The following is a 22,928-nucleotide window of genomic DNA, read 5'->3' on the forward strand; positions in this document are numbered from 1 at the left end:
TCTAGCTCGCCAGCGCGAGTTTGACGGTCAGGGCGCCGGTCTTTTCGGCCTTGGGGTCGAAGAGGATGGTGTAGGTGCCCGTGGCGGGCAGAGTCGTCGCGGAGATGGTGCAGTTGCGGCCGCAATAGGAGGGGGAGCCCAATGCGGTGCCGTCGGGCTTCTTCACCGATACCTGGGCGTCGACGGAGCTGCCGAAACTGGAGTTGGTGAAGGTGAAGGTCACCTTCTGGTTGGCGGTGCCGTTGAAGGTCCAGGTTCCGTTCTGGCCTGGGGTCACGGTGGTCAGGGTCGAGGTGGCACCACCGATGGTGATGCTCACCGGAGAGAGGTCGGCGACCGAGTAGATCCTCAGCGTCAGCTTGCCGACCTGTTCGTCTCGCGGGTTGAATTCGACGGTGTAGGTGCCTGTGGCCGGCAGAACCACCGGGTCGAGGAAACAGTTGCGGCCGCAGTAGGTGGCCGCCACCAGCACGGTGCCGTCAGGCTTCTTCACCGTCACCTGGGCGCCGGTGCTGTTGGCGAAGTTGGCATCGGTGAAGTTGAATGAGACGAGCCGGCCCGAGGTGCCGGAGAAGGACCAGGTTCCGTTCTGGCCCGGCGCCGTCGTCGTGAGGCTGGACGCGGCGCCTCCGACCGTGACGCTGCCGGTCAGGTCAGTCACCGTGTAGAGCTGAGCGGTCAGCTTTCCGACATTCCCATCCTGCGGGTCGAATTCCACCGTGTAGGTACCCGCCACCGGAAGAGCAACCGGTTCCAGGAAGCAGTTACGACCGCAGTAGGTGGCCGACACCAGCACGGAGCCGTCAGGCTTCTTCACCGACACCCGAGCACCGGTCGCACCGGCGAAACTCGCTTCTGTGAAGTTGAACGAGACAAGCCGGCCCGAGGTGCCGGAGAAGGACCAGGTTCCGTTCTGGCCCGGCGTCGTCGTCGTGAGGCTGGACGCGGCGCCTCCGACGATGACGCTGCCGGTCAGGTGAGTCACCGTGTAGAGCTGCAGGGTCAGCGAACCCGTCTTGGCGTTCTGCGGGTTGAGCTCGACCGTGTAGGTACCGGTCACCGGCAGCACGGTCGGCTCGAGCAGGCAGTTGACGCCGCAGCGGGTGTCGGCGACCAGGTCGGTTCCATCCGGCTTCTTGACCTTGACCTTGATGTCGGAGCTGGAGGTGAACGTCGAACCGGTGAAGTTGAACGACACCTGCTGGCCCTCGGTCCCGGCGAACGTCCACACACCGTGCTGTCCGGCGATCGTGGTCGTCAGCGTGGACGCCGCCCCACCGACGGTGACCTGCGCCGCCACGTCCTGCGCCACGAGGTTCACCTGGGCGGAGCCCGAGCCGGTGTAGATGCCGGCCGGGTCGACCACCACCTGGTAGGTGCCGTCCGCCGGCAGTACGGTCGCATCGAAGAAACAGGAGGTGGAGCAGGACTTCTTCGGCAGGAAGACCGAGCCGTCCGGTCCGAGCACCGACGCCTGCGCGCTGGTGAACGTTCCGCCCGAGATCGTGATCGAGATCCGCTGCCCGGCCTTTCCTGCCAACGACCAGGTCGGGTTCTGCCCCGGCTCGGTGGTGGTCAGCTTGACCGCGGCGCCGCCCGGTGTGAGCGTCCCGGTGACGTCGCCCGCGACGACCTGCGCGGAGATCGAGCCCACGGCCGTTCCGTACGGGTCGGCGACCACGGTGTACGTTCCGGTCTCCGGCAGCGTGGAGGTGTCGAACGCGCACGACGGCTGGCAGTAGACCGGCTTGAACAGGTCCGATCCGTCGGGATAGCGCACGGACGCGCGTGCGTACCCGTTGTTGTCGAACGTCGCGCCCGTCAGGACGAACGCGATGCGCTGACCGGCCGTCCCGGCGAACGACCAGGTGGCTTTCTGCCCCGGCCCGGTGGTGGTCAGCTTGACCGGTGCCCCGCCGGCGGTCAGGGAGCCGGTGACGTCGCCCGCGACGACCTGCGCGGAGATCGAGCCCACGGTCGCCCCGTACGGGTCGGCGACCACCGTGTAGGTCCCGGTCACCGGCAGCGTGACCGTGTCGAACGTGCACGACGACTGGCAGTAGGTCGGCTTGAACAGGTCCGTTCCATCCGGGTTGCGCACCGAGGCGCGCGCGTACCCGTTGTTGTCCCACGTCCCGCCCGTCAGGGCGAACGCGATGCGCTGACCGGCCGTCCCGGCGAACGACCAGGTGGCGTTCTGTCCCGGCCCGGTGGTGGTCAGCTTGACCGCTGCCCCGCCGACGGTCAGGGAACCGGTGATATCGCCCGCGATCACCCCTGCCGTCATCGGCCCCGGCCGCGCGGTGGTCGGATCGACGACGATCGTGTAGGTGCCGTCCGCGGGAAGCGTGACGGTGTTGAAGGCGCAGGCCGTCGAGCAGTAGGTGGAGCCGTACAGCGGCGTTCCGTCCGGTTTGCGGACCGAGGCGTAGGCGGAGCCGGTCAGCCCGCTGACCCCGAACGCGATCCGCTGCCCGGCCTTGCCGGCGAACGACCAGTACGCGTCCTGTCCGGGAATCGTGGTCGTCAGTGTGGAGGGCGCTCCGAGCGCGACCGTCCCGGTGAGGTCGCTCACCTCGAACAATTGCAGCGCGAGCGAGCCGGTCTTGGCGTCCTTCGGATCCCACACCACCGAGTAGGTGCCGGTGACAGGCAGGGTCTCGGTGTCGATGAAGCAGGTCTTGCCGCAGCTCTGCGACGCCAGGACCGCTCCGTCGGGCCGCTTCACCCGCAGGGTGGCGTCGATGCTCGAACTCAGGGTGCCGTCGGTGAACTCGAAGGAGACCTTCTGGCCGGTTGTTCCGGCGAACGTCCAGGTGCCGTACTGGCCCGGCTGGGTGGTCGCCAGCGACACCTTCGGCCCGCCGACCGCCGCGGTCTTGACGACGTCGGGCGCGATCGTGCTCACGCTGAGCTTGTAGGCGCCGAACTCGTCCTCGTGCGGTGAAACGCGTAGCCGGTACGCGCCCGCCGCGAGGTTGTCGAGGCGCTTGCCACCGCACATGGAGTTGGAGGCGACGCTCGCGCCCGCGGCGTTGAACAGCTCCCAGTTGAGCCAGAGCCCCGGGCACTCCTGCGCGTCAACGAAGATCGAACCCGGCTGGCCCAGCGTGAACTGGTACTCGTCGCGCGCGACCTCGGTCTCCAGGTTGCCCGCTCCCGCTGCAGGGACGCCGTCCGAGGCCGTGAACGGCAGCGACACCGTGAACGTCTGTGGCGGCGTGACGTCCAGGTCGAGGTTGACGTTGTCGATGCCGAACGCCTGGTTCGAGATGCCCGCCACCCCGGTGGCCGTGGTCTTGAACTCGATCTGACTCTTGTTGTGGGTGATCGGCATCGTGATCCGGTACTTGGCCCACGGCAGGCCGGTCGCCAGTTTCCCGGTCGCGACGGGCGTCAGCGTACTCGGCGTGATCGTGTACGGAGTGCCGCGGTCGGTCTCGACCTGGACCGTCTCGGTGTCGGAGTCGGACGCCCAGTCACCGACGGCCAGCAGGTCGAAGCTCAGGGTCCCGCTCTTGTGAGACGGTAGCGACTGCGCGTAGAACCGGTACGAATCCGTCCCACTGAACGGCCCGGCGAACGCGCTCACCGCCGGATCGGTCGACACCCGCGACGGCCGCACGTTCGAGCTGAGCGCCCCCTGGAAGTCGATCGCCAGGTCCCCGTCCTCGTTGACGGCCTGTGCCGTCGGGTCGAGGATGGCTTTCGTCTGCTCGGCGGCGGCCTTCGCGAACGAAGTGTCCGCCGTGAGCGCGATGTCCAGGATGCAGTCGTTGAACTGCAGGCCCGCCGGGACACCGTTCGCCTCGCACTGAGTGGTCGCCAGCTGGACCTGCTCGGGCGTCAGGTCGGCGATCGAGACGATCTTGGCAGGGAACTGCTTGTTCGTGAAGGTCGCGGTGCTCTGGCCCGGACCGTAGGTGAACAGCGACTCGTTGTCGTCGATCCGCCAGGAGTCGGCGAAGCTGCTGTGCAGCACGGTCGGCGAGGCGTTGGCGGGAAGCTGGGTGCCGTCCCGCAGACGCAGGTCGTTCTTCGGGTTGCCGTCGGCGTTGCCGAGCAGGCCCACGAGGTCGCTGTCGGGGGTCGGCGGCATGTAGAGGCTGGCGGCGCCCCTCCTCCAGGACAGGGCAGGGCCGGCCACGCCGTCGAACATGACGGCCCACTTGTCGTCCTTGCGCAGGATGAACGCGTTCTTGCCCAGGTGGAGGAGCTTGCCGGTCTCGAGCGTGCGCTTCTGGTTGTCGATGTACAGGTCGTCCTCGTGGAACTCGACCAGGTGGTCGCCGGCCTCCATCGCGGCGTCGAACATCACCGAAACGTCCCTGCCGCCGCTGGCGGGGCTGAGCCGGCCCTGGATCTCCAGGTTCCACTTGTCGGACTGGGCGAGGATGAACTCGCCGACGGACTGCAGGTCGTAGCCCAGGTTGTCCGGGGTGGTGAAGTGCGGTTCGCCCTTCACCAGACTGCCGTGGTGGGTGAAATACCACCACAGGATGAGGCCGACCAGCGCCACTACGCCGAGCGCCAGCGCCATCTCGATCGTGGCGAAGCCGGCCTCGAGCAGGAACGCCCTGCCCGCCTGGCTGGCCAGAAACAGTTCGACCTCGGCGGTCAGCTCGGCCGCGGCGAGTTCGACGCTGCCATAGGCGCCGATGTCCTCGGCGAGCGTGGTCGGACCGACGGTCCGGATGCCCCTGATCAGCGGCAGAAGGTAGTCCGGGGGCTCCCATTTGAAGTCGTCGTCGTCCTCGTCCACGACCGGGATCTTGGCGGGCGGGTTGTTGGGATCCGCCGGGTCCTTCTGCCTCTCGCACTTGCGCTCCTTCTTCACCTCCCGGATGTCCAGGAGGCCGGAGGCCGGCGAGGTGGCCCTGTAGGTGGACAGCTGGTATCCCTTGGCGCCGCCGGCGAGCGGGCACGTCTTTCCCTTGCCGTAGACCTGGAACCAGTCCTCGTACCCGCCCCAGCGGTCGAGGACCGACCCGGCGCGGACGCCGTTGACACCGTTGGCGGCGATCGCCGCGACGTACCGGCCGACCTGGCGTCCCCAGCCCTCATAGTCCGGGTTGCCCTTGACCTTGGCCTCGACCACCTCGGCGAAGCTGGTGCCGACCCGGTCGTAGTAGACGATGTCGGGCCGATCGCGGCCGTTGTTGAGGTACGTCTCCCACTGGACGTCCGGGTTGATGACCGCGCCGGGCTGTGCGGGCGGCGGGACGCCAAGGTGGTCGTTCAGGTACTTGATGGCGCGCGCCTGCCCGATGGACTCGATGCCGCCGCCGTTGCTGCACTCGTTGGACTGGTAGAAGTGGGTGCCGAGCGCGGGACGGGCGGTCAAGCAGAAGCTGTTGATGCGGCGGCGGGTGGAGTACATGCTGTTGAACACGCAGCGTTTGTCACCTCTGCCGGCGTTCGACCAGTCGTCGCTGTTCGGGGGGCAGGGGGCGGCGGCTGCGGTCACCGCCGCCGCTGCCGCTGCCGCCATTCTGGCCGTTAATGTCTCGTGGACGGGTCCTAACAGTGACGCCACGAGCACGCCCACCATGATTACGCAGAGACGCCGCACGCATTCACCTCGGATAAATGGGACATAAAGATCGCAGCGGGAACGTACACCATGAAGATCGCTTGCGGCAGATCTGGAATCACCACGTTCCGTGATCGTTGACTATGCTGCGGTTCGGATCCGCTCTTGGGAGGTACCGTGGTCGTCCACCGGTCGTGGGAGATCGCATTCGACGCGCCGGCTTCACGGCCGGTGCGGGCGGCTCGAATGGTCGTCGCGGCTCATGGCCTCGATCGGGACGCCGTGCTCGTGCTGGACGCCGACAGCGACGAGTTCGTGACCGTCCCGGGGCTTCCGGCCCACCTCTCCCGCAATACGGTGTCGCTGTCGTCCGACGGGACCCGGCTGGTGTTCCTGTCGCGACAGGACGACGGCGCCGGACCCATGCGGGTGGTGCTGCACGCGCTCGCCACCGGAGCGCGGCAGGAGTTCGTCTCGGACGGTTTCGTGCGGGCGGCGCTCTCACCGGACGGCAGCCGGATCGCCGTCCTGGCCGACCTGTCGAACGGACCCGGAATCCCCGGCGAGGGCGACGAGATCGCCGGCATCGTGCTGATCGAGACCGCCACCGGCGCCCGGCAGCCGCTCTGGTCGGCCGAGGGCTACTGGCAGGAAGACGCCATCAGCTGGTCCCCGGACGGGCGACTCCTCGCCGCCACCTATCTGACGCTGGACGACGTCATCACCACCGTCGTCCTCGACCTTTCCGGCAAGGTGATCGGCGTCTACGAGGATCGGGTCGCCCTACCCGGGGCGCACTCCGTCTGGACGTCCGACCGGGAAATCATCGTCTACCCGGAGCCCGACGACGAGAGCCCCCTCATCGCGATCGACGTCCCGACCGGAAGCGAGCGTCGCTTCACCAGGCGGAACTTCAGCGGCTACCTCGCCATCACCGGTGGCCGGGTCGTGCGTCCGGGATCTTCGCCCGAGCGGGTCGTCACGACCGACTTGAACGACACCGACGAGCGTCCCTTCCTGACCTTCCGCCCCGCCGTGTCGATCGAGGCCATCGACATCGTCCCCTCCGCCGTCAGGTGACCCGATTGACCTCCACTTCGGCACCAGAACGCCAGGCCGGCCGCTGAGCGGGATCGTCAGCGAGCAGTTCGAGCTGTAGGCGGTAGCTGGTTCAGCGGCTGTAGGCGTAGTTGGCGATCCACAGCCCCGGGATCACCTCCACCTCGTCGAGGCCCTCGAACCCCAGCCGCTCGTACAGCTTCCTGGCCGGCGCGTTGGCCCGGCCGGTGGACACCACGATCCTGCGGTTGCCCGCCCGGCTCATGACCTCCTCGACCAGCGCCCGCCCCACGCCTCGCCGATGCGCCGCGGGATCGACCACCAGCCGGTCGATGTCCACCTCATCCACCGTCTCGCTCCACGCGACGGCCCCCATCAACGACTCGTCCTCGTCGAACGCCCCCACCCACCGCAGTGGCTGCGCCCGCAGCTCATCGAGCGTCTCGCTCAACGGGGGTATCCGGTCATCCTCGATGATCTTCGCCTCGACCGCGTACGCGGCATGCTGAACGGCCAGCAACCGAGGCCCCACCGACTCACCATCGGGCGATATTTCGGAAATCAACACCCACCGAGTATCCCCTAACCGATCTCCCACAACGCGCTCACCGGCATCGCCCGACGGACGACCTCGGTCAGAGCCTGGTGCAGGGGTGCGAGATCGGCCCGGACCCGGCTGATGCCGTACTTGACCTGGAGTCCGCTCCAGGTGACAGCGTGTTCCTGGAGCCGTTCCCGCGAAGTCAGAGAGTGAGTACGAGATGACTGATTCGTTCCGGACCTTGGGGCGTAGTGGCCTGCAGGTGAGTGCGATCGGGTTCGGGGCATGGGCGATCGGGGGACCCTTCATGGCCCGTGGCAAGCCGGCCGGATGGGGGCAGGTGGACGACGAGGAGTCGGTGGCGGCCGTGCATCGGGCGCTCGACCTGGGGGTCACCTTCTTCGACACGGCCGACGTGTACGGCACCGGACACAGCGAGCGGGTGCTCGGGAGAGCGCTGTCCGGACGGTGGGACGAGGTCGTGATCGCGACCAAGTTCGGCCTCACCTTCGACGCGGCGACGCGGACGCTCACCGGCGAGGACACCTCGCCCGGATACATCCGGCGGGCTTGCCGGGCGTCGCTGGAGCGGCTGGGAACCGATCACATCGACCTCTACCAACTGCACGTCGGGGACGCGGCGCCGGAGCGGGTGGACGAGATGATCGCCGCTCTGGAGGAGCTCGTAGAGGAGGGCCTGATCCGGGCCTACGGCTGGAGCACCAACGATCCCGAACGGGCGGCCGCGTTCGCGAAGGGACCGCACTGCGCCGCCGTGCAGCATGACCTCAACGTCCTGCACGACACCCCGGCGATGCTGGCGGTGTGCGACACCCACGAGCTCGCCTCCGTCAACCGGGGGCCGCTGGCGATGGGGCTGCTCACCGGCAAGTACGGCCCGGACTCGCGGCTGCCGATGGACGACGTACGCGGCGATTCTCCGCAGTGGATGACCTTCTTCAAGGACGGCCGGCCCGCCCCGGAGTTCCTCGCCATGCTGGACGCGATCCGCGACATCCTGACCTCCGACGGCCGTACCCTCGCCCAGGGCGCCCTCGGCTGGCTGCTGGCCCGCAGCGGGCGCACGGTGCCGATCCCCGGCATCAGGACGGTCGACCAGGCCGAGCAGAACGCCGGCGCGCTGCGGCACGGGCCGCTGGAGGCGGCCCAACTGGCGCAGATCGACAAGGTGCTACAGCCACACACCCGCTGAGAGGCGAGTGGGGATCCCCACGTGGGCGCGGGTGTTCGTCCAGAGAAGGCGCAAACCGTTGCCGTCCGTATCGCCGTTATGGCCGGCCGGTAATGGGGCCGCTCAACCAGGGCAGCTTCTAGGTGTGCGGCGTTCTTCGACGACTGGAGGAAACATGATCGAGTACGGTCAACCCAACCCGGCGGCGGGCCCGCCGCTCGTCGCCGTCGAGGGGACGCCTCGTGAGATGGGGGCCGAGATCGGCCGCAGGACCAGCGCGCTCGTCGAGCGGAGTCTGGAGACGTACCTGCGCAGGTTCCGTGACGACGTGGGCCTGTCGGACGCCGATGTGCTGCGCTGGGGCGCCACCTATCTCTCTGTGGCTCAGGGTTACGACCGTACGATCGCGGAGATGCTGGAGGGCCTGGCCGAGGGCGCGGGCCGGCGGGTCGAGCACATCACGGCGCTCAACGCGCGTACCGAGCTGCTCTACGGGACCGGCTACCACGATGAGGGCTGCACCTCGGTGGCGGTCTTGCCGCAGTACACGCGCGACGGCCACACCCTGCTCGCGCAGAACTGGGACTGGAACCCCGAGCAGGGCCCCGTCACGTTCCTGCTGGCGACCCGCGACACCGAGGGGTTCTCGGTGCTCACGCTGGCCGAGGCGGGCATGCTGGCCAAGAGCGGGCTCAACTCCGCGGGCCTCGGGGTCTGCGCCAACCTGCTCGTCTCCGACCTGGACACCGGCGGCGAGGGCGTGCCGTACCACTATCTGCTGCGCGGGGTGCTGAACGCCCCGCGGATGAGTACCGCGCTGCGCAGGACGCTGAACGTCACCCGCGTCTCCTCTGGGAACCTGCTCATCGCCGACGCCGGAGGTGAGGCGATCGATCTGGAGGTGGCGCCCGGCGTGTTCGGGCACCTGCTGCCGGAGGACGGCCTGCTGGCCCACTCCAACCACTTCCAGTGCCCGCTCCCGCTGCACGACGAGAAGGTGGCGGCCTCGGCTCTGACGCTGCTGCGGCCCGCGCGGATGCGCCATCTGCTGGAGGACGCGGCGCGCGTACGGGCGGTGACCGTCGAGGACATCGTGGCGGCGCTGCGCGACCACTTCTCCTTCCCCGACGGCATCTGCCGCCACCGCGACCCGGACGTCGCGGAGGCCGATCTGTCGACGACGGTGTACTCGATCGTGATGGACCTCGACGAGCGGGTTCTGTCCATCGCGAGCGGGCCGCCGTGCGAGCACCGGTACGCGAGCTGGCGCCTGGACGACGTCTTCACGCCGGACGCCGTGCCCGCCCTGCACTCCACGCCCGAAGAGACGGTCGGCGCTCGGGGGTGAAGGTCGACGGCTGGCGTCGGGCGGGGATGAAGGTCGCCGGTCGGCGCTAGGCGTGGACGAAGATCCAGGACTTCGACTCGCCCGGCTCGTAGGGGGAGTCGAGGCGCTTGGCGACCACGCCGGGCAACCCCTGTTCGCGGGCCGCCTGCCGTACCGGCTTGGCCTGGCCCGGCCAGGAAGGGGCGGTCTGCCAGCGGGCGGAGGCGAGCTCGAGCGCTTCCAGGGCCGCGCGGCGGGCCGTGTACGGCAGCGCGACCAGGGAGTGGCCGTCGTCGTAGAGGAGGTCGTAGCAGACCAGGACCTCCGTGCCCGCCATCGTGACCACCTCGCCGTCCAGCACCGCCGTGCGGCTGCCGAAGGACGCCGCGAGCGGGCGCAGCCAGGGATGGCGCCGCGCCGCCTCCGTACGCCCGCCGTCGATCGCCACCAGCACGCGCTCCCCGCCCCACGCGAACTCGAACGCGTAGTCGGCCACATCGCGTGGCAGCCGGGTCCGTTCGACCGGGAGCATCGGGTCGAGCGGGGGCAGGGGGTCTCGGGAGGGCGGGTCCATGCGGTGGATCATCCAGTTCTTGCCGTTCGTCGGGAACAGCACGAACCGCCCCGTGGCTCGCGAGCCGTGCAGGACGACCTTGACCTCGCGGTCGGCCCACTTCTCGGTCTCGTACGTGCCGCGGTCCCAGACCGTCATCGTGCCGCCGCCGTACTCGCCCTGGGGGATCTCGCCGTGGAAGTCGAGGTATTCCATCGGGTGGTCCTCGGTGCGTACGGCCAGATGGTTGACTCTCGGGTCGGCGGGCAGGCCCTTGGGGATCGCCCAGGAGGCGAGCACGCCGTCGCGCTCCAGCCGCAGGTCCCAGTGCAGGGCGCGGGCGTGATGCTCCTGGATCACGAACGCGGCCTCGTCACCCGGCTCAGGCTCGGAGCCGGGTGACGAGGCCGCGCCGGGGACGGGCTCAGGGGTACGGCTGGCGTCGCGCTTACTGCGATATTTCTCCAGTTTGTCGGCCACGCCGGGGTATCTACCCTCAGTCGAGGGCCTTGCGCAGCCAGGATTCCACTCCCGCGATGTGCACCGTGGCCCACGAGCGGGCCACGTCGGGCTGACGGGTGGCGATGGCCTCGTAGATCGCGGTGTGCTGCTCCCGCGTCTTCTCCATCGCGCCCTCCTGGGTCAGCCCGCGCCAGATCCGCGCCCGGGTCGTCGGCCCGGACAGGCTCTCGATGAACGAGCAGAGCACGCTGTTGCCCGAACCCCGCGCGATCCGGTGGTGGAAGTCCAGGTCGTTGGCCACCAACTCCTCCACCGTGGGCGAGTCGGGCAGCGACTCCAGGATCACCCGGAGCTCGTCGATCTCCCCGTCGGTCATCTGCTCGGTCGCCATCGCCGTCGCCGCGGGCTCCAGAATGCGGCGCACCTCGAAGAACTGGATCACCGTGTCGTCGCGATGCAGGTCGAGCACGAACGACATGGTGTCGAGCAGCAGGCGCGGCTCCAGGCTGGTGACGTAGGTGCCGTCTCCCTGGCGTACGTCGAGCACGTTGATCAGCGCCAGTGCTCGTACGGCCTCGCGGAGCGAGTTGCGCGACAGGCCGAGGCGCTCGGCCAGGTCGGCCTCCTTCGGCAGCCTGTCGCCGGGCGTGAGCTCGCCCGAGAGGATCATCTGCTTGATTCTGTCGATGGCTGCGTCGGTGACCGCCACGCTTTTCTCCCTAGACATCGGATGTCTAGGATTCTATGGCCTGGAAGCGCACCGTATCGACTCCGGAGACGCGGCGAATCACGCCGCGCGCCTCCAGCGTGCGCAGATGCGCGGCCGCCTCTCCCGCGGCCATGCCGCGCAGGACGGGGGACAGGTCGTCCCAGGGCCGGTTCCAGGTCATCATCGCGGCGGTCTCCCAGATGGTCAGCGGTTGCGCGCGCTCGGCCAAGAGGGCGCCGAGCCGCTGGAGCTTCTCCTCGTGATGGTGGCGGATCTCGGCGGCGCGCGCGGCTACATCCGGAAATATCCATTCATGGGCGGGAAGCGCGTCCAGCGGGCCCAGCTCGCCGACACGGTCCAGCGACTCCAGAAAATCCCCCAAAGGATCAACATCGTCCCGGTCATAGGGATAAATCCCGACGTGGGGGGTGATGTCGGGGAGGACGTGGTCGCCGGTGAACAGGCGGTCGGCGTCCTCCAGGTGCAGGCAGATATGGCCGGGGGTGTGGCCCGGCGTGTGCACGGCCCGTAGCTTGCGGCCCGGCAGATCCACCAGGTCGCCGTCGCGCAGCTCGCGGTCGGGCAGCGCGGGCGTGTCCGGGCGGCCTGCGGTCGCGACCGCCACGTCCTCGTGCCCGGCCCCCGCCCGCCTGAGCATGTCGGCCTGGAAGTCGCGGTGTTCGCCGTCGGCGAGGCTGTGCATGAGCCTGACCAGCGCGGCGTCCGATTCGTGCATCGCGATCCAGGCGCCGGACTCCGCCCTGACCTGGCCGGCCAGCCCGGCGTGGTCGGGGTGGAAGTGGGTGACGACCACGCCTCTGACCGCGCTCACGTCGAGGCCGAGCGTCCGCAGGCCGCCGCTGAGGGCCGCCCAGGCGTCCGGGTGGTTCCACCCGGCGTCCACCAGCACGGGGCCTTTGGGGGAGTCGACGGCGTAGACAAGCGTGTAACCGAGCGGGTTGCCGGGGATCGGCACGGGCACGCTCCACACCCCGCCGCCGAGGTCCTGCGGGCGCTGCTCGGTGTACGGCCTGCGCCGGGTCGTCTTCATGCCTGGGCCCCCGTTGAGCGTGCTGGTACTTGTTCGAGTGTGCGGGACGGAACGTGAGATCGGTACGGGATTCCCCCGTACGTCACGTGATGCGTTCGATGATCGTGGCCGTCGCCAGCGCGCCGCCCGCGCACATCGTGATCAGCGCGGTCGCCGAGTCGGAGCGCTCCAGCTCGTGCAGCGCCGTCGTGAGCAGCCGTGCCCCGGTGGCGCCGACGGGGTGGCCGAGCGCGATCGCGCCGCCGTTGACGTTGACGTGGTCGAAGTCGGGCTCGTGCACGCTCGCCCATGACAGCACGACCGACGCGAACGCCTCGTTCACCTCGAACCTGTCGATGTCGCCGATCGTCATCCCGGCCGTCGCGAGCACCTTCGCCGTCGCGTCCACCGGCCCGTCGAGGTGGTAATAGGGCTCCGCGCCGATGAGGGCCTGGGCCAGGATCCGCGCCCGGGGCCGCAGGCCGTGGCGCAGGGCCGTCTCCTCGCTCATCACCAGCACCGCGGCGGCGCCGTCGGAGATCTGCGACGAGGTGCCCGCGGTGTGCCTGCCGCCCTCGCCCATCACCGGCTTGAGCGCGGCCAGCCCGGCGACGGTGGTCTCGCGTAAGCCCTGGTCCCTGCGTACCTGCCCCACGGGTACGATCTCCCGCTCGAACCGTCCGTCGGCCCACGCCTTGGCGGCCAGGTGCTGCGACCGGGCCCCGAACCAGTCGAGCCGCTCGCGGGTCAGCCCGCGTCGCTCCGCGATCCGCTCGGCCGCGGTGAACTGGTCGGGCAGGTCGATGTTCCAGTCGTCGGGCTTCGGCTTGGCCGGCAGGACGTTGCTGCCGAGCGGCGCCCGGCTCATCACCTCGACCCCGCACCCGATGCCCACGTCGATCACGCCGGCCCGGATCATCGCCGCCGCCATGTGCACGGCCTGCTGCGATGATCCGCACTGCGCGTCGACCGTGGTCACCCCCGTTTGGTACGGCAGCCCCGCGTACAGCCAGGAGTGCCGCCCCACATGCCCGCCCTGCTCGCCCGCCTGGGTCACGCACCCGGCGAAGACCTGGCCGACGATCGCCGGGTCGATGCCGGAGCGCTCGATCAGGCCGTTGAGCGCGGTGGCCAGCACCTGCTGCGGTTTGAGCTCGGCCAGCCAGCCGCCACGCTTGCCGATGGGGGTGCGGACGGCCTCGACGATCACCGGTGTGCCCACAGTAGCCTCCAGAATGATGCTCTGGCCGCGACTGTAACGCGTTCTAGTTTCCGGTGGAAGCCCCGCTCAGCGTGTGAGGCAGCCCGAACGTCTCGAAGAGGCCCACGTCGAAGAACATCGCGACATGGCTGACCCGCGATCCGGTGAACGTGAGCACCGGCAGCGAGAACGCCTCATAGACCTCGCCCTGCCGCAGATACATCCCGAACGCCGCCTGCCCGTTCGCCTCGACCGGCACCAGCCGCAGGTCACCGGCCTTCTTCGCCGGGCAGTTGGTCGCGATGAGCCGGCCGATCTCCTCGGCGCCCTGATACCACCCGGTGAACGGCGGCATCTCCCAGACCGCGTCCTTCGTGAACAGCTCCACGATGCCCGCCACGTCGTAATTCTCGAACGCCGCCACATAACGGTCGAGCTGCGCCCGCTGCTCGGCCGTCAGCGGCTCGATCGGGTCGTCGAGACTCGGCGCCACCTCGTCGAGCTGGGCACGGGCGCGCTGCAACGTGCTGTTGACAGCCACGGTCGTGGTGTCGAGCACTTCAGCCACCTCGGCGGCCCGCCACTTGAGCACGTCGCGCAGGATCAGCACCGCCCGCTGCCTGGGCGGCAGGTGCTGCAGCGCGGCGATGAGCGCGAGCCGGATGCTGTCGCGTGAGGTGACGATGGCGGCGGGGTCGTCGGCCCCGGCGCCGACCATCCCGGTGGGCACGGGCTCCAGCCACGGCACCTCGTCGCCCTCGACCAGGGGGCCGGTCGCCTCGGACGCGGGCGCGCCGAGCCCGGTCGGCAGCGGCCGCCGGCTCCGGCTGTCGAGCGCCGTCAGGCAGGCCGTCGTGGCGATGCGGTAGAGCCAGGTGCGCAGGGACGAACGCCCCTCGAACCCGTCGTAGGCGCGCCACGCGCGCAGATAGGTCTCCTGGACGAGATCCTCGGCGTCGTGCACCGACCCCAGCATGCGGTAGCAGTGCGCCAGCAACTCGCGCCGCATCTGGTCGGTCTGCCGCAGGAACTCCTCGTTCGACGGCCGCTCTGTCATTCTCCCTGTATAGCCCCCGCCACCGACAAATCGACGGGTCTCAGGGACGTACAGAGAGGACGATCTTCCCCGTCGTACGACCGGACTCGCCCAGCTCGTGTGCCTTGGCCGCGTCCGCCAGCGGCAGGACGGCGGCCAGTTCGGCCCGCAGCTTCCCGGCCTTCGCCAGCGCGGCCAGCGCCTTCATCGCGGCGTGGTCGGGCTCGACGAGCATGGCCGCCGACCGGATGCCCCGCTCGGCGGCCCGCGCGTGCAGGCTCTCGTCCAGGAGGGAGAGGGCCAGCGAGACGATCGTGCCGCTCTCGCGCAGGGTGCGCAGCGAGCGCGGGCCGTAGTCGCCGCCCATGGTCTCGATCACCACGTCGACGTCGCGGACGACCTCGGCGAAGTCCTCGTCGCGGTAGTCGACCAGCTCGTCGGCGCCGAGGTCGCGGAGCCACTCGTGCTTGGCGGCGCTGGCCGTACCGATCACGTACGCGCCGCGCGCCTTGGCGATCTGCACGGCGAAGTGCCCCACACCGCCCGCCGCGGCGTGTACGAGCACTCGATCACCCGCCTTCAGCCCGGCGGTGTCCACCAGTGCCTGCCAGGCGGTCAGCGCGGCGAGGGGGATCGCGGCCGCCTGGTTGTGGTCGAGGTTCGCGGGTTTGGGGGCGAAATGGCGGGCCGGGGCGCTCACGTACTCGGCGTAGGCGCCGTGGCCGTACGGAAAGCGGAGCATGCCGAAGACCTCGTCACCGGGCTGGTAAATGGTCGTGCCCAGGCCCACCTGCTCGACGACACCGGAGACGTCCCAGCCGAGCACGAACGGCGGCGCCCCCAGCTGGCCCCCGCTGGCCCGGGTCTTCCAGTCCGCGGGGTTGACCCCGGCCGCGTGCACCCGCACGAGCACCTCGGTCGGTCCCGGCGTGGGCCTGTCCACCTCGATCGTCTTCAGCACTTCTGGTCCGCCGAGGGCGTTCTGGCTGATCGCGCGCATCTTCATGCGCTCAAGCTTGCTGCGCCGGGTATCGGGCAGCGAGTGGCCCGGAGGCCAAGATGTGTAAAGATCGGGCCATGCATCGTGTGGTCGTACTGGCGCTGCCGAACGTCATCCCGTTCGAGCTGAGCGTGCCGTCCAGGATCTTCTGCACGGCACATGGGCCGGGAGACGAGCCGCTCTACCAGGTGATCACCTGCACGCTCGACGGCGGCCCCGTGGCCACGGCCGCCGACTACACGATCGCGGTCGAACACGACGCGAGCACGCTGGCGAGCGCCGACACTGTCGTCATCCCCGCCGCCGCCGGCTTCGCGGACATCACCGGCCGGGAGTCGCTGCCTCCCGAGCTCCTCGACGCCCTCGCCCTGGTACGGCCGGGCACCCGCGTCGTCTCGATCTGCATCGCCAGCTTCGTCCTCGCGGCCGCGGGACTCCTCGACGGCCGCCCGGCCACCACCCACTGGCGGCACGCCGAGCGCTTCGCCAGTCTCTTCCCCCATGTGCGGATGGACTCGGACGTGCTGTTCGTGGACGACGGCGACGTGCTCACCTCGGCGGGCGCGTCGGCGGGCGTGGACCTCTGCCTGCATCTGGTGAGGCGCGACCACGGCAGTGAGATCGCCAACCAGGTGGCCCGCCTCTGCATCGTTCCCCCGTGGCGGGACGGCGGCCAAGCCCAGTACGTCGAACGCCCGGTCCCCGAACCGTCGGCCGCCGGCACCGCCCCCACCCGGGCCTGGGCCCTCCAGCACCTGTCCACCCCGCTCCAGCTGGCCGACCTGGCCGAACACGCGGGCATGAGCAGACGCACCTTCACCCGGCACTTCCGCCACGAGGTGGGCCAGAGCCCCGGCCAATGGCTGCTCCAGCAACGCGTGGAGCTGGCCAGACACCTCCTGGAGACCACAGACCTGCCGGTGGACCGGGTGGCGGAGCAGGCGGGCTTCGGCACGGCGGCCTCCCTGCGGCAGCACCTGCACGCGTCGGTGGGGGTGTCCCCACACGCGTATCGCCGCACCTTCAGGGCCGTCGGCTGACGGCACGAACTAGAGATCGTTGACGAGCCGTGCGGCGGCGATCTCGATGCGCCGCTGGATCTGCTCATAGGTGCGGCGCCCGCGCAGCATCTCCAGGAGCTCCTGCACCCACACGCTGGACAGCGACCCCGCCAGGTCGAGCTGCACCTCGCTGGCCCGATCCCGGGTGAGGTCGGCGGACACGCGCAGCAGCAGCCCCGTCATTCGGTCGCCGAACGGCGTCTCCACCTCGGCCATGATCAGCGACCGGATCAGCGCGTCGGCCAGCTCCGGCTCGCGCATGAGGCCGCGGGTGGCGCGCATCAGGACGTCGACCGCGCGGCCCGCCGGGGTGGAGGCGCTCGGCGGACGGCGTTGGATGCTGCTCTCCAGCAGGTCGATCTCCTCGCCGACGACCGCCACGACCAGGTCCATCTTCGACGGGAAGTAGCGGTAGAGGGTGCCGAGCGCGACGCCCGCCCGCTCGGCGACCGTGCGCATCTGCATGGCCTCGACGCCGCCGCGCGAGGCCAGGGCGGCGGCGGCCTGGACGATGCGCTTGCGGCGCTGGTGCTGGCTACGCGTACGGACGCTGTGACCGCCGGACGTGGAATGGCTCTCCATGATCCCCTCGGTGTCGCTGGGGGGCGCGGCGGTCGTCGCCTGCGGGGTACGCATGAGAACACGTTATCTGATTTCTCGATAACTCGGCTTGTTACTCGCGAGTCACAAAGAACCTGTATAGGCGCATGTCTGCGGCGCTACAGGCATATATCCAGACTTGTTGGGATGTGTCGTGGCTGGACAGATATTAGAATCTGTTCTAGTTTGCGGAACTGTTGACCGAGCGCTTGCTGGGAGGGTCGATGGCCGCGGACACACTCGCCGCCCTGCTACTGGCCCGGGCCGATGATGACCGTCCGGGGCTGGTCTTCGAGGATCGCGTGTGGTCGTGGCGTTCGGTCGTGGCCGCCTGCCGTACCGCCGCCGCCTGGCTGAACGCCCGCGCCTTCGACGGGCCGCCGCACGTGGGGGTGCTCTGCGACAACGTGCCGGAGATGGTGTTCCTGCTGGGTGGGGCCGCGCTCTCCGGGCGGGTGCTGGTGGCGCTGAACCCGACCCGATCGGTGGCGGAGCTGACCCGCGACGCCGCCGCCACCGACGTCGGCCTCCTGCTGTGGGACGTGCCTTACGAGACGGTGGCGCGGTCCGTCGCCGATGCCTCGGGAACTGCCTCGATGCCCGTCCCGGACTGGGGCTCGGGGGACACATCGGACCTGGGCGTGAGCCCGCCTGATCAGGGCGCGAGCCCGCCTGGCGCGAGCTCGCCTGATCCGGGCGCGTTGGTCATGCTGATCTTCACCTCCGGGACGTCCGGACGGCCGCGCGCGGTGCGGATCACGCAGCGGAAGATCGCCGTCCCCGGCGTCTCGCTGGCCGCGATGCTGACCCCCGCCGACGCCGTCTACTGCGCGATGCCGCTCTTCCACTCCGGCGCCGTCATGGCCGCCTACGCCCCCGCCGTCGCGTCCGGGGCGGCGCTGGTGCTGCGCCGGCGGTTCTCCGCGTCGGGTCTGCTGCCGGACATCAGGCGGTACGGCTGTACGTACCTCCACTACGTCGGCAAAGTGCTCTCCTACGTCCTGGCCACCCCGAGACAGCCCGACGACGCCGACAACCCCCTGAGGCTCGCCTTCGGCAACGAGGGGAGCGCCACGGCGACCAGGCGGTTCGGGGAGCGGTTCGGCTGTCACGTGATCGACGCGTTCGGGTCGACGGAGACGGCCATCTCGCTCACCCCGGACCCATCGGGGCCGCCCGGCTGTCTCGGCAGGCTGCCGCCGGGCATCGAGATCCGCAGCTGGCTGACCGGCCTGCCGTGCCCGCCGGGCCGCGTCGAGGACGGGCGGCTGCTCAACCCCGACGAGGCGGTCGGCGAACTGGTGAACACCGGCGGCCTCGGCCTGTTCGACGGCTACTACAACGACCCGGAGGCCGACGCCGAGCGGATGCGGGAGGGCGCGTTCTGGTCGGGCGATCTGGCGTACGCGGACGGCGACGGCTACGTGTTCTTCGCCGGGCGGGGCACCGAGCGGCTCCGCGTGGACGGCGAGAACCTGGCGGTGGCCCCCATCGAGGCGGTCCTGCGGGAGTTCCCGGGGGTGATCGAGGCGGCCGTCTATCCGGTGCCGGACGCGGCGGCCGGAGACCAGGTCATGGCGGCGCTGGTCCTGGAGGCGGCGTTCGACCCCGTCGCGTTCGCCGGCTTCCTCGCCGGGCGCCGCGATCTGGGTGCCAAGTCGTTCCCCCGGTACGTACGCGTCTCCGATGCTCTGCCCCAGACCCCCTCGCACAAGGTCGTCAAGCGTGTCCTGGTGAAGGAGGGCTGGCGGACGGCCGACCCCGTCTGGTGGCGCCCCACGGGCGCGGAGATCCGATTACTGGGCGGCGCGGACGTCGCGGCGATCGAGCGGGAGTTCGCCCGGCACGGTCGGCAACACCTTTTGGAGAAATAGTGGATTTCAACCTGGATGAGACCCAACAGGACCTGCGTACCCTGACCTCCGACCTCCTGGCGAAGGAGGCGACCCCGGAACGGCTGGAGGCGCACGAGAAGAGCGGCCGGCCGTATGACGAACGGCTCTGGCAGGCACTGTGCCAGGCGGAGTTGATGAGCGTGTGCGTGCCGGAGGACGCGGGCGGCGCCGGGCTCGGGTCCGTCGAGCTGGCCGTGGTGCTCCGCGAGCTCGGCGCGCGGGCCGCACCGGCGCCCGCGCTCGCGACGCTGGTGAGCACGCTCGCACTGGCCCGCTACGGCACACCCGCACAGCGGCGCCGCCGAGCAGATGCCGCCTCCTCGGAGCGGGAGCGGCTGTCGGCCGACAGCGTCGGCACGGTGGCGCTGCGGGAGCCGGGCCGGGCGCCGGCGGCCCCGCCGTTGACCGCCGCCGAGCAGGACGGCGACGGGTGGGTGCTGACCGGCCGCAAGGTCGGGGTCCCGTACGGGAGCGAGGCCGCGTACGTGCTGGTCACCGCGGACGAGGGGGTGTTCCTGGTCACCGGCGGGTGGACGGCGCACCCGGAGTTCGCCGCCAACGGCGAGCCGCTGGCCACCGTCGTGCTCGACCGGACCCCGGCCGAGCGGCTGGCGGGTCCGGAGGCGGTCTCCGGTCTGCGGCAGATCTTCACGGCGGCCGTCGCGGCCCAGGCGAGCGGAGTGCTGGCCGGCGCTCTGAAACTGACCACCGAGTACATCAAGAACAGGAAGCAGTTCGGCCGGGCCCTGGCCGAGTTCCAGGCGGTCACCGTACAGATCGCCGACGTCTACATCGCCACGCGGGCGCTCGACGTGGCCGTGTGGTCGGGCGCCTGGCTCCTGGCCAACGACCTCCCGGCGGAGGAGGACCTGGCCGTGGCCGCCTTCCACGTCAGCGAGGCGTACAAGGCGCTCTACACCTGCCAGCACCTGCACGGCGGCCTGGGCCTCGACGTGACGTACCCGCTGCACCGCTACTTCGCGCACGCCAAGCACCTGACGCACCTGCTCGGCGGCGCCGACGCCCAGTTCGACCTGATCGGAGCGCTCGTCTGATGCTGATCGATCTGACCCCCGACCAGCGCAGGCTCCGCGACGAGCTGCGCGAGTACTTCCAGAACTGCCTCACCGACGAGGACCGCCGCAAGATCGCCCAGGACCCCTTCGGCACCGCCTACATGGAGCACTGCCGCAGGCTCGGCCGCGACCGCAAGCTCGGCCTCGGCTGGCCGAAGGAGTACGGCGGCGCCGGCTACGGCCCGCTCGAACAGCAGATCTTCGCCAACGAGATCGCCCGGGCCGGCGTGCCGTACCCGATCATCACGCTGCAGACGGTCGGGCCCACCCTGATGCAGTACGGCACGCAGGAGCAGAAGGAGACGTTCCTGCCGAGCATCCTGGCCGGCGAGTGCCACTTCGCGATCGGCTACAGCGAGCCCGAGGCCGGTACGGATCTGGCCTCGCTGCGGACCACGGCGGTGCTCGACGGCGACCACTACGTCGTCAACGGCCAGAAGATCTTCACCAGCGGCGCCCACTACGCCCAGTACATCTGGCTCGCCACCCGCACCAACCCCGACGCCAAGAAGCACAAGGGCATCACGATGATGATCGCCTCGACCGACGATCCCGGCTTCTCCTGGACCCCGATCATCACCATGGACGGCCGTCACCACACGAACGCCACCTACTACGCCGACGTCCGCGTCCCGGCGAGCATGGTCGTCGGCGAGGTGGACAAGGGCTGGGACCTGATCGTCAACCAGCTCAACCACGAACGCGTCACGCTCGGTCCCGCCGGGAACCTCGGCCAGACCTACGACCGCTTCCTGGCCTGGGCGCGGCGTACCGGGCTGGTGGACCAGCCGGACGTACGACGGGCGCTCGGCAGGGTGCGGGCGTACTTCCGGACGAACGAGCTGCTCAACTGGCAGGTCGCGGCGAACATGGACCTCGGCTGGCTGGGCGCGCCCGACGCGTCGGCCACCAAGATCTACGCCTCGGAGCGGGTACAGGAGGTCGGCCGGCTCGTCGGCGACATCCTGTCCCGCTACGGCGACCCGTCGGACCCGGAGACGGCCGAGCTCCTGGAGCGCACCGATCACGGGGTGAAGGGCGCGGTGGTGCTGACGTTCGGCGGCGGGGTGAACGAGGTGCAGCGCGAGCTGATCGCGATGCTCGGCCTGAGCCTCCCGAGGCCGCCCCGATGACCGACGCCCCCACCCCCGACCCGTCTACTTCCGACCCGTCTACGCCCGATCCCGCGAGCGTGGACAGGGAGCTGCGGGAGCTGGCGGACAAGCAGGCGGCCCTCGGGGAGATGCGCGGCGCCCCCGCGGCCGATCCGGTGAACGCGCCCATGATCAGGCACTGGCTGGACGCCCTCGGCGACGCGAACCCGGCCTACCTCGACCAGGGGGTCGCCCCGCCGGCGATGATCCAGGTCTGGACCATGCAGGGCCTGCGGCAGGACGCCGCCAAGGACCGCTCGCCGGTCGACGACATGCTCGCCGCGCTGCAGGCGCACGGCTACACGGGCGTGGTGGCGACGAACTGCGAGCAGACCTATCACCGGTATGTACGGCTCGGCGAGCGCCTGACCCCGTCGACCCGCTTCACGAGCCTCGTGGGCCCGAAGCGTACGGCGCTCGGCGAGGGCTACTTCGCCACCTGGAACGTCACCTGGTACGACGAGGCGGACGAGCCAGTGGCCGAGATGATGTTCCGAATCCTGAAATTTCGCCCACGCACCGGCCAGCGCCCCAGCTCCGCCGCCGCGCCAGCCACGAGCGCACCGTCTGCGACCGTGCCTTCCGAGGCCGCACCATCTACGACCGCACCATCTGCGACCGGGCCTTCCGAGGCCGCGAAGCCCCCGGAGGCCGGCCGCGAGCCGTACCCGTTGCGCCCCGCCGTCAACGCCGACACGGCCTTCTTCTGGGAGGGCGTCCAGCAGGGCGAGCTGCGCGTCCAGCGCTGCGCCGACTGCGGCGAACTGCGCCACCCACCCGGCCCGATATGTCCCGCCTGCCGTTCCACCAACCGCACCCACACCGTGGCGAGTGGCCACGGCACCGTCTACAGCTACGTCGTCCATCACCGCCCCCCGGTGCCGGGACGCGAGACGCCCTTCGTGGTGGCAGTGGTGGAACTGCCAGAAGGAGTGAGGATCGTCGGAAACATCGTGGACTGCCCGACCGACGCTGTCAGTATCGGCATGTCGTTGCGCGTGACGTATCGCGCGCTGGACGACGAACTAGTCCTGCCCATGTGGGCGCCAGGGGAGTCGTGATGCGGACGCTGACCGAAGACCAGGTCGAGCTCGGTTCGGCGCTGCCCGAGCTGTCGATCGAGCTCACGCCCACGGTGGTCGTCTCCACCGCCCTCGCCACCATGGACTTCACCCCGGTGCACCACGACGTCGAGCGCGCCCGCGCGCAGGGCTCCAAGGACATCTTCCTCAACATCCTGACCACGATGGGGCTGGTGGAGCGGTACGTCACGGACTGGGCGGGGCCGGCGGCCGTCATCAGGCGCATCAACGTCAAGCTCGGCGTCCCGGCGTACGCGGGCGACCAGCTGAGCTTCACCGGCACGATCGTCTCGCGGGCGGCGGGAGAGCTCACCGTCGAGGTACGCGGCAAGGTCAGCCTCGGCGACCACGCCACCGGCACGATCACCCTCAGCCTCCCCACAGCCCCCTGAAACAGCCTCCCGACTCCGAAGGAGT

The 22,928-nt window shown here is 69.9% G+C and carries 18 protein-coding genes; 9 read left to right on the forward strand and 9 right to left on the reverse strand.

Annotated features, from left to right (window positions below; all coding sequences use genetic code 11):
• Position 1: 1 nt before the first annotated feature.
• The gene (locus AB0H88_RS11905) at positions 2–5,491 is read right to left on the reverse strand and encodes a VWD domain-containing protein (RefSeq protein ID WP_357643399.1); all 5,490 of its coding nucleotides are present in this window, start codon (positions 5,489–5,491) and stop codon (positions 2–4) included.
• A 219-nt stretch (positions 5,492–5,710) separates the two neighbouring features.
• Between AB0H88_RS11905 and AB0H88_RS11910 the strand changes: the two genes are divergently transcribed.
• The gene (locus AB0H88_RS11910; RefSeq protein WP_357643401.1) at positions 5,711–6,613 is read left to right on the forward strand and encodes a hypothetical protein; all 903 of its coding nucleotides are present in this window, start codon (positions 5,711–5,713) and stop codon (positions 6,611–6,613) included.
• 91 nt (positions 6,614–6,704) lie between these two features.
• Here AB0H88_RS11910 and AB0H88_RS11915 read toward each other — a convergent pair whose 3' ends face one another.
• Positions 6,705–7,124: a GNAT family N-acetyltransferase gene (locus tag AB0H88_RS11915; RefSeq protein ID WP_357643403.1), complete on the reverse strand. Its 420-nt coding sequence runs from the start codon at positions 7,122–7,124 to the stop codon at positions 6,705–6,707.
• Between the two features lie 229 nt (positions 7,125–7,353).
• Between AB0H88_RS11915 and AB0H88_RS11920 the strand changes: the two genes are divergently transcribed.
• Positions 7,354–8,346 carry an aldo/keto reductase gene (locus AB0H88_RS11920; RefSeq protein WP_357643405.1) on the forward strand — a complete coding sequence of 331 codons (993 nt, stop codon included), beginning with the start codon at positions 7,354–7,356 and terminating at the stop codon, positions 8,344–8,346.
• A gap of 154 nt (positions 8,347–8,500) precedes the next feature.
• A complete protein-coding gene (locus AB0H88_RS11925) occupies positions 8,501–9,673 on the forward strand; it encodes a C45 family peptidase (RefSeq protein ID WP_357643407.1) in 1,173 nt (390 codons plus the stop codon).
• A 46-nt stretch (positions 9,674–9,719) separates the two neighbouring features.
• Here AB0H88_RS11925 and AB0H88_RS11930 read toward each other — a convergent pair whose 3' ends face one another.
• The 6 genes from AB0H88_RS11930 to AB0H88_RS11955 all read right to left on the reverse strand — a co-directional run bounded on the left by AB0H88_RS11930 (position 9,720) and on the right by AB0H88_RS11955 (position 15,643).
• A complete protein-coding gene (locus tag AB0H88_RS11930; RefSeq protein WP_357643409.1) occupies positions 9,720–10,685 on the reverse strand; it encodes a DNA polymerase ligase N-terminal domain-containing protein in 966 nt (321 codons plus the stop codon).
• Positions 10,686–10,701: 16 nt separating this feature from the next.
• Positions 10,702–11,376, reverse strand: coding sequence for a FadR/GntR family transcriptional regulator (locus tag AB0H88_RS11935; protein WP_357643411.1), 675 nt, complete (start codon positions 11,374–11,376; stop codon positions 10,702–10,704).
• A gap of 25 nt (positions 11,377–11,401) precedes the next feature.
• Positions 11,402–12,427 (reverse strand): MBL fold metallo-hydrolase, encoded by a 1,026-nt coding sequence (locus AB0H88_RS11940; RefSeq protein ID WP_357643413.1) that lies wholly within the window; start codon positions 12,425–12,427, stop codon positions 11,402–11,404.
• Positions 12,428–12,509: 82 nt separating this feature from the next.
• Entirely contained in the window at positions 12,510–13,628 is a 1,119-nt protein-coding gene (locus AB0H88_RS11945; protein ID WP_357643415.1) for a steroid 3-ketoacyl-CoA thiolase, read from the reverse strand.
• A gap of 43 nt (positions 13,629–13,671) precedes the next feature.
• Positions 13,672–14,664, reverse strand: coding sequence for a sigma-70 family RNA polymerase sigma factor (locus AB0H88_RS11950; protein ID WP_357643417.1), 993 nt, complete (start codon positions 14,662–14,664; stop codon positions 13,672–13,674).
• Between the two features lie 40 nt (positions 14,665–14,704).
• Positions 14,705–15,643, reverse strand: a complete 939-nt coding sequence (locus AB0H88_RS11955) for an NADP-dependent oxidoreductase (RefSeq protein WP_357644748.1) — start codon at positions 15,641–15,643, stop codon at positions 14,705–14,707.
• Between the two features lie 77 nt (positions 15,644–15,720).
• Here AB0H88_RS11955 and AB0H88_RS11960 point away from each other — a divergent pair, with 77 nt between their 5' ends.
• Positions 15,721–16,683: a helix-turn-helix domain-containing protein gene (locus tag AB0H88_RS11960; RefSeq protein WP_357643419.1), complete on the forward strand. Its 963-nt coding sequence runs from the start codon at positions 15,721–15,723 to the stop codon at positions 16,681–16,683.
• A 9-nt stretch (positions 16,684–16,692) separates the two neighbouring features.
• Here AB0H88_RS11960 and AB0H88_RS11965 read toward each other — a convergent pair whose 3' ends face one another.
• On the reverse strand, positions 16,693–17,286 hold the full coding sequence (locus AB0H88_RS11965) for a TetR family transcriptional regulator (protein ID WP_357644750.1): 594 nt from the start codon (positions 17,284–17,286) through the stop codon (positions 16,693–16,695).
• A gap of 242 nt (positions 17,287–17,528) precedes the next feature.
• Between AB0H88_RS11965 and AB0H88_RS11970 the strand changes: the two genes are divergently transcribed.
• The 5 genes from AB0H88_RS11970 to AB0H88_RS11990 are packed head-to-tail and all read left to right on the forward strand — an operon-like array spanning position 17,529 to position 22,903.
• Entirely contained in the window at positions 17,529–19,178 is a 1,650-nt protein-coding gene (locus AB0H88_RS11970) for an AMP-binding protein (protein WP_357643421.1), read from the forward strand.
• Positions 19,178–20,254: an acyl-CoA dehydrogenase family protein gene (locus AB0H88_RS11975; protein WP_357643423.1), complete on the forward strand. Its 1,077-nt coding sequence runs from the start codon at positions 19,178–19,180 to the stop codon at positions 20,252–20,254. The genes AB0H88_RS11970 and AB0H88_RS11975 overlap by 1 nt, the downstream gene beginning before the upstream one ends.
• A complete protein-coding gene (locus AB0H88_RS11980) occupies positions 20,254–21,408 on the forward strand; it encodes an acyl-CoA dehydrogenase family protein (protein ID WP_357643425.1) in 1,155 nt (384 codons plus the stop codon). Before AB0H88_RS11975 ends, AB0H88_RS11980 begins: the two co-directional genes overlap by 1 nt.
• On the forward strand, positions 21,405–22,490 hold the full coding sequence (locus tag AB0H88_RS11985; protein ID WP_357643427.1) for a bifunctional MaoC family dehydratase N-terminal/OB-fold nucleic acid binding domain-containing protein: 1,086 nt from the start codon (positions 21,405–21,407) through the stop codon (positions 22,488–22,490). The genes AB0H88_RS11980 and AB0H88_RS11985 overlap by 4 nt, the downstream gene beginning before the upstream one ends.
• Entirely contained in the window at positions 22,490–22,903 is a 414-nt protein-coding gene (locus AB0H88_RS11990) for a MaoC/PaaZ C-terminal domain-containing protein (RefSeq protein WP_357643429.1), read from the forward strand. The genes AB0H88_RS11985 and AB0H88_RS11990 overlap by 1 nt, the downstream gene beginning before the upstream one ends.
• Positions 22,904–22,928: the final 25 nt, after the last annotated feature.

It is taken from the genome of Nonomuraea sp. NPDC050680 (genome assembly GCF_040654555.1).
Taxonomy (GTDB): domain Bacteria; phylum Actinomycetota; class Actinomycetes; order Streptosporangiales; family Streptosporangiaceae; genus Nonomuraea.

Coding starts and splice junctions, on each gene's coding strand:
- AB0H88_RS11905 (WP_357643399.1), bottom strand. CDS start 5,491: ATGGCGGCAGCGGCAGCGGCGGCGGTGACCGCAGCCGCCGCCCCCTGC.
- AB0H88_RS11920 (WP_357643405.1), top strand. CDS start 7,354: ATGACTGATTCGTTCCGGACCTTGGGGCGTAGTGGCCTGCAGGTGAGT.
- AB0H88_RS11925 (WP_357643407.1), top strand. CDS start 8,501: ATGATCGAGTACGGTCAACCCAACCCGGCGGCGGGCCCGCCGCTCGTC.
- AB0H88_RS11940 (WP_357643413.1), bottom strand. CDS start 12,427: ATGAAGACGACCCGGCGCAGGCCGTACACCGAGCAGCGCCCGCAGGAC.
- AB0H88_RS11950 (WP_357643417.1), bottom strand. CDS start 14,664: ATGACAGAGCGGCCGTCGAACGAGGAGTTCCTGCGGCAGACCGACCAG.
- AB0H88_RS11955 (WP_357644748.1), bottom strand. CDS start 15,643: ATGCGCGCGATCAGCCAGAACGCCCTCGGCGGACCAGAAGTGCTGAAG.
- AB0H88_RS11960 (WP_357643419.1), top strand. CDS start 15,721: ATGCATCGTGTGGTCGTACTGGCGCTGCCGAACGTCATCCCGTTCGAG.
- AB0H88_RS11965 (WP_357644750.1), bottom strand. CDS start 17,286: ATGGAGAGCCATTCCACGTCCGGCGGTCACAGCGTCCGTACGCGTAGC.
- AB0H88_RS11970 (WP_357643421.1), top strand. CDS start 17,529: ATGGCCGCGGACACACTCGCCGCCCTGCTACTGGCCCGGGCCGATGAT.
- AB0H88_RS11980 (WP_357643425.1), top strand. CDS start 20,254: ATGCTGATCGATCTGACCCCCGACCAGCGCAGGCTCCGCGACGAGCTG.
- AB0H88_RS11985 (WP_357643427.1), top strand. CDS start 21,405: ATGACCGACGCCCCCACCCCCGACCCGTCTACTTCCGACCCGTCTACG.
- AB0H88_RS11990 (WP_357643429.1), top strand. CDS start 22,490: ATGCGGACGCTGACCGAAGACCAGGTCGAGCTCGGTTCGGCGCTGCCC.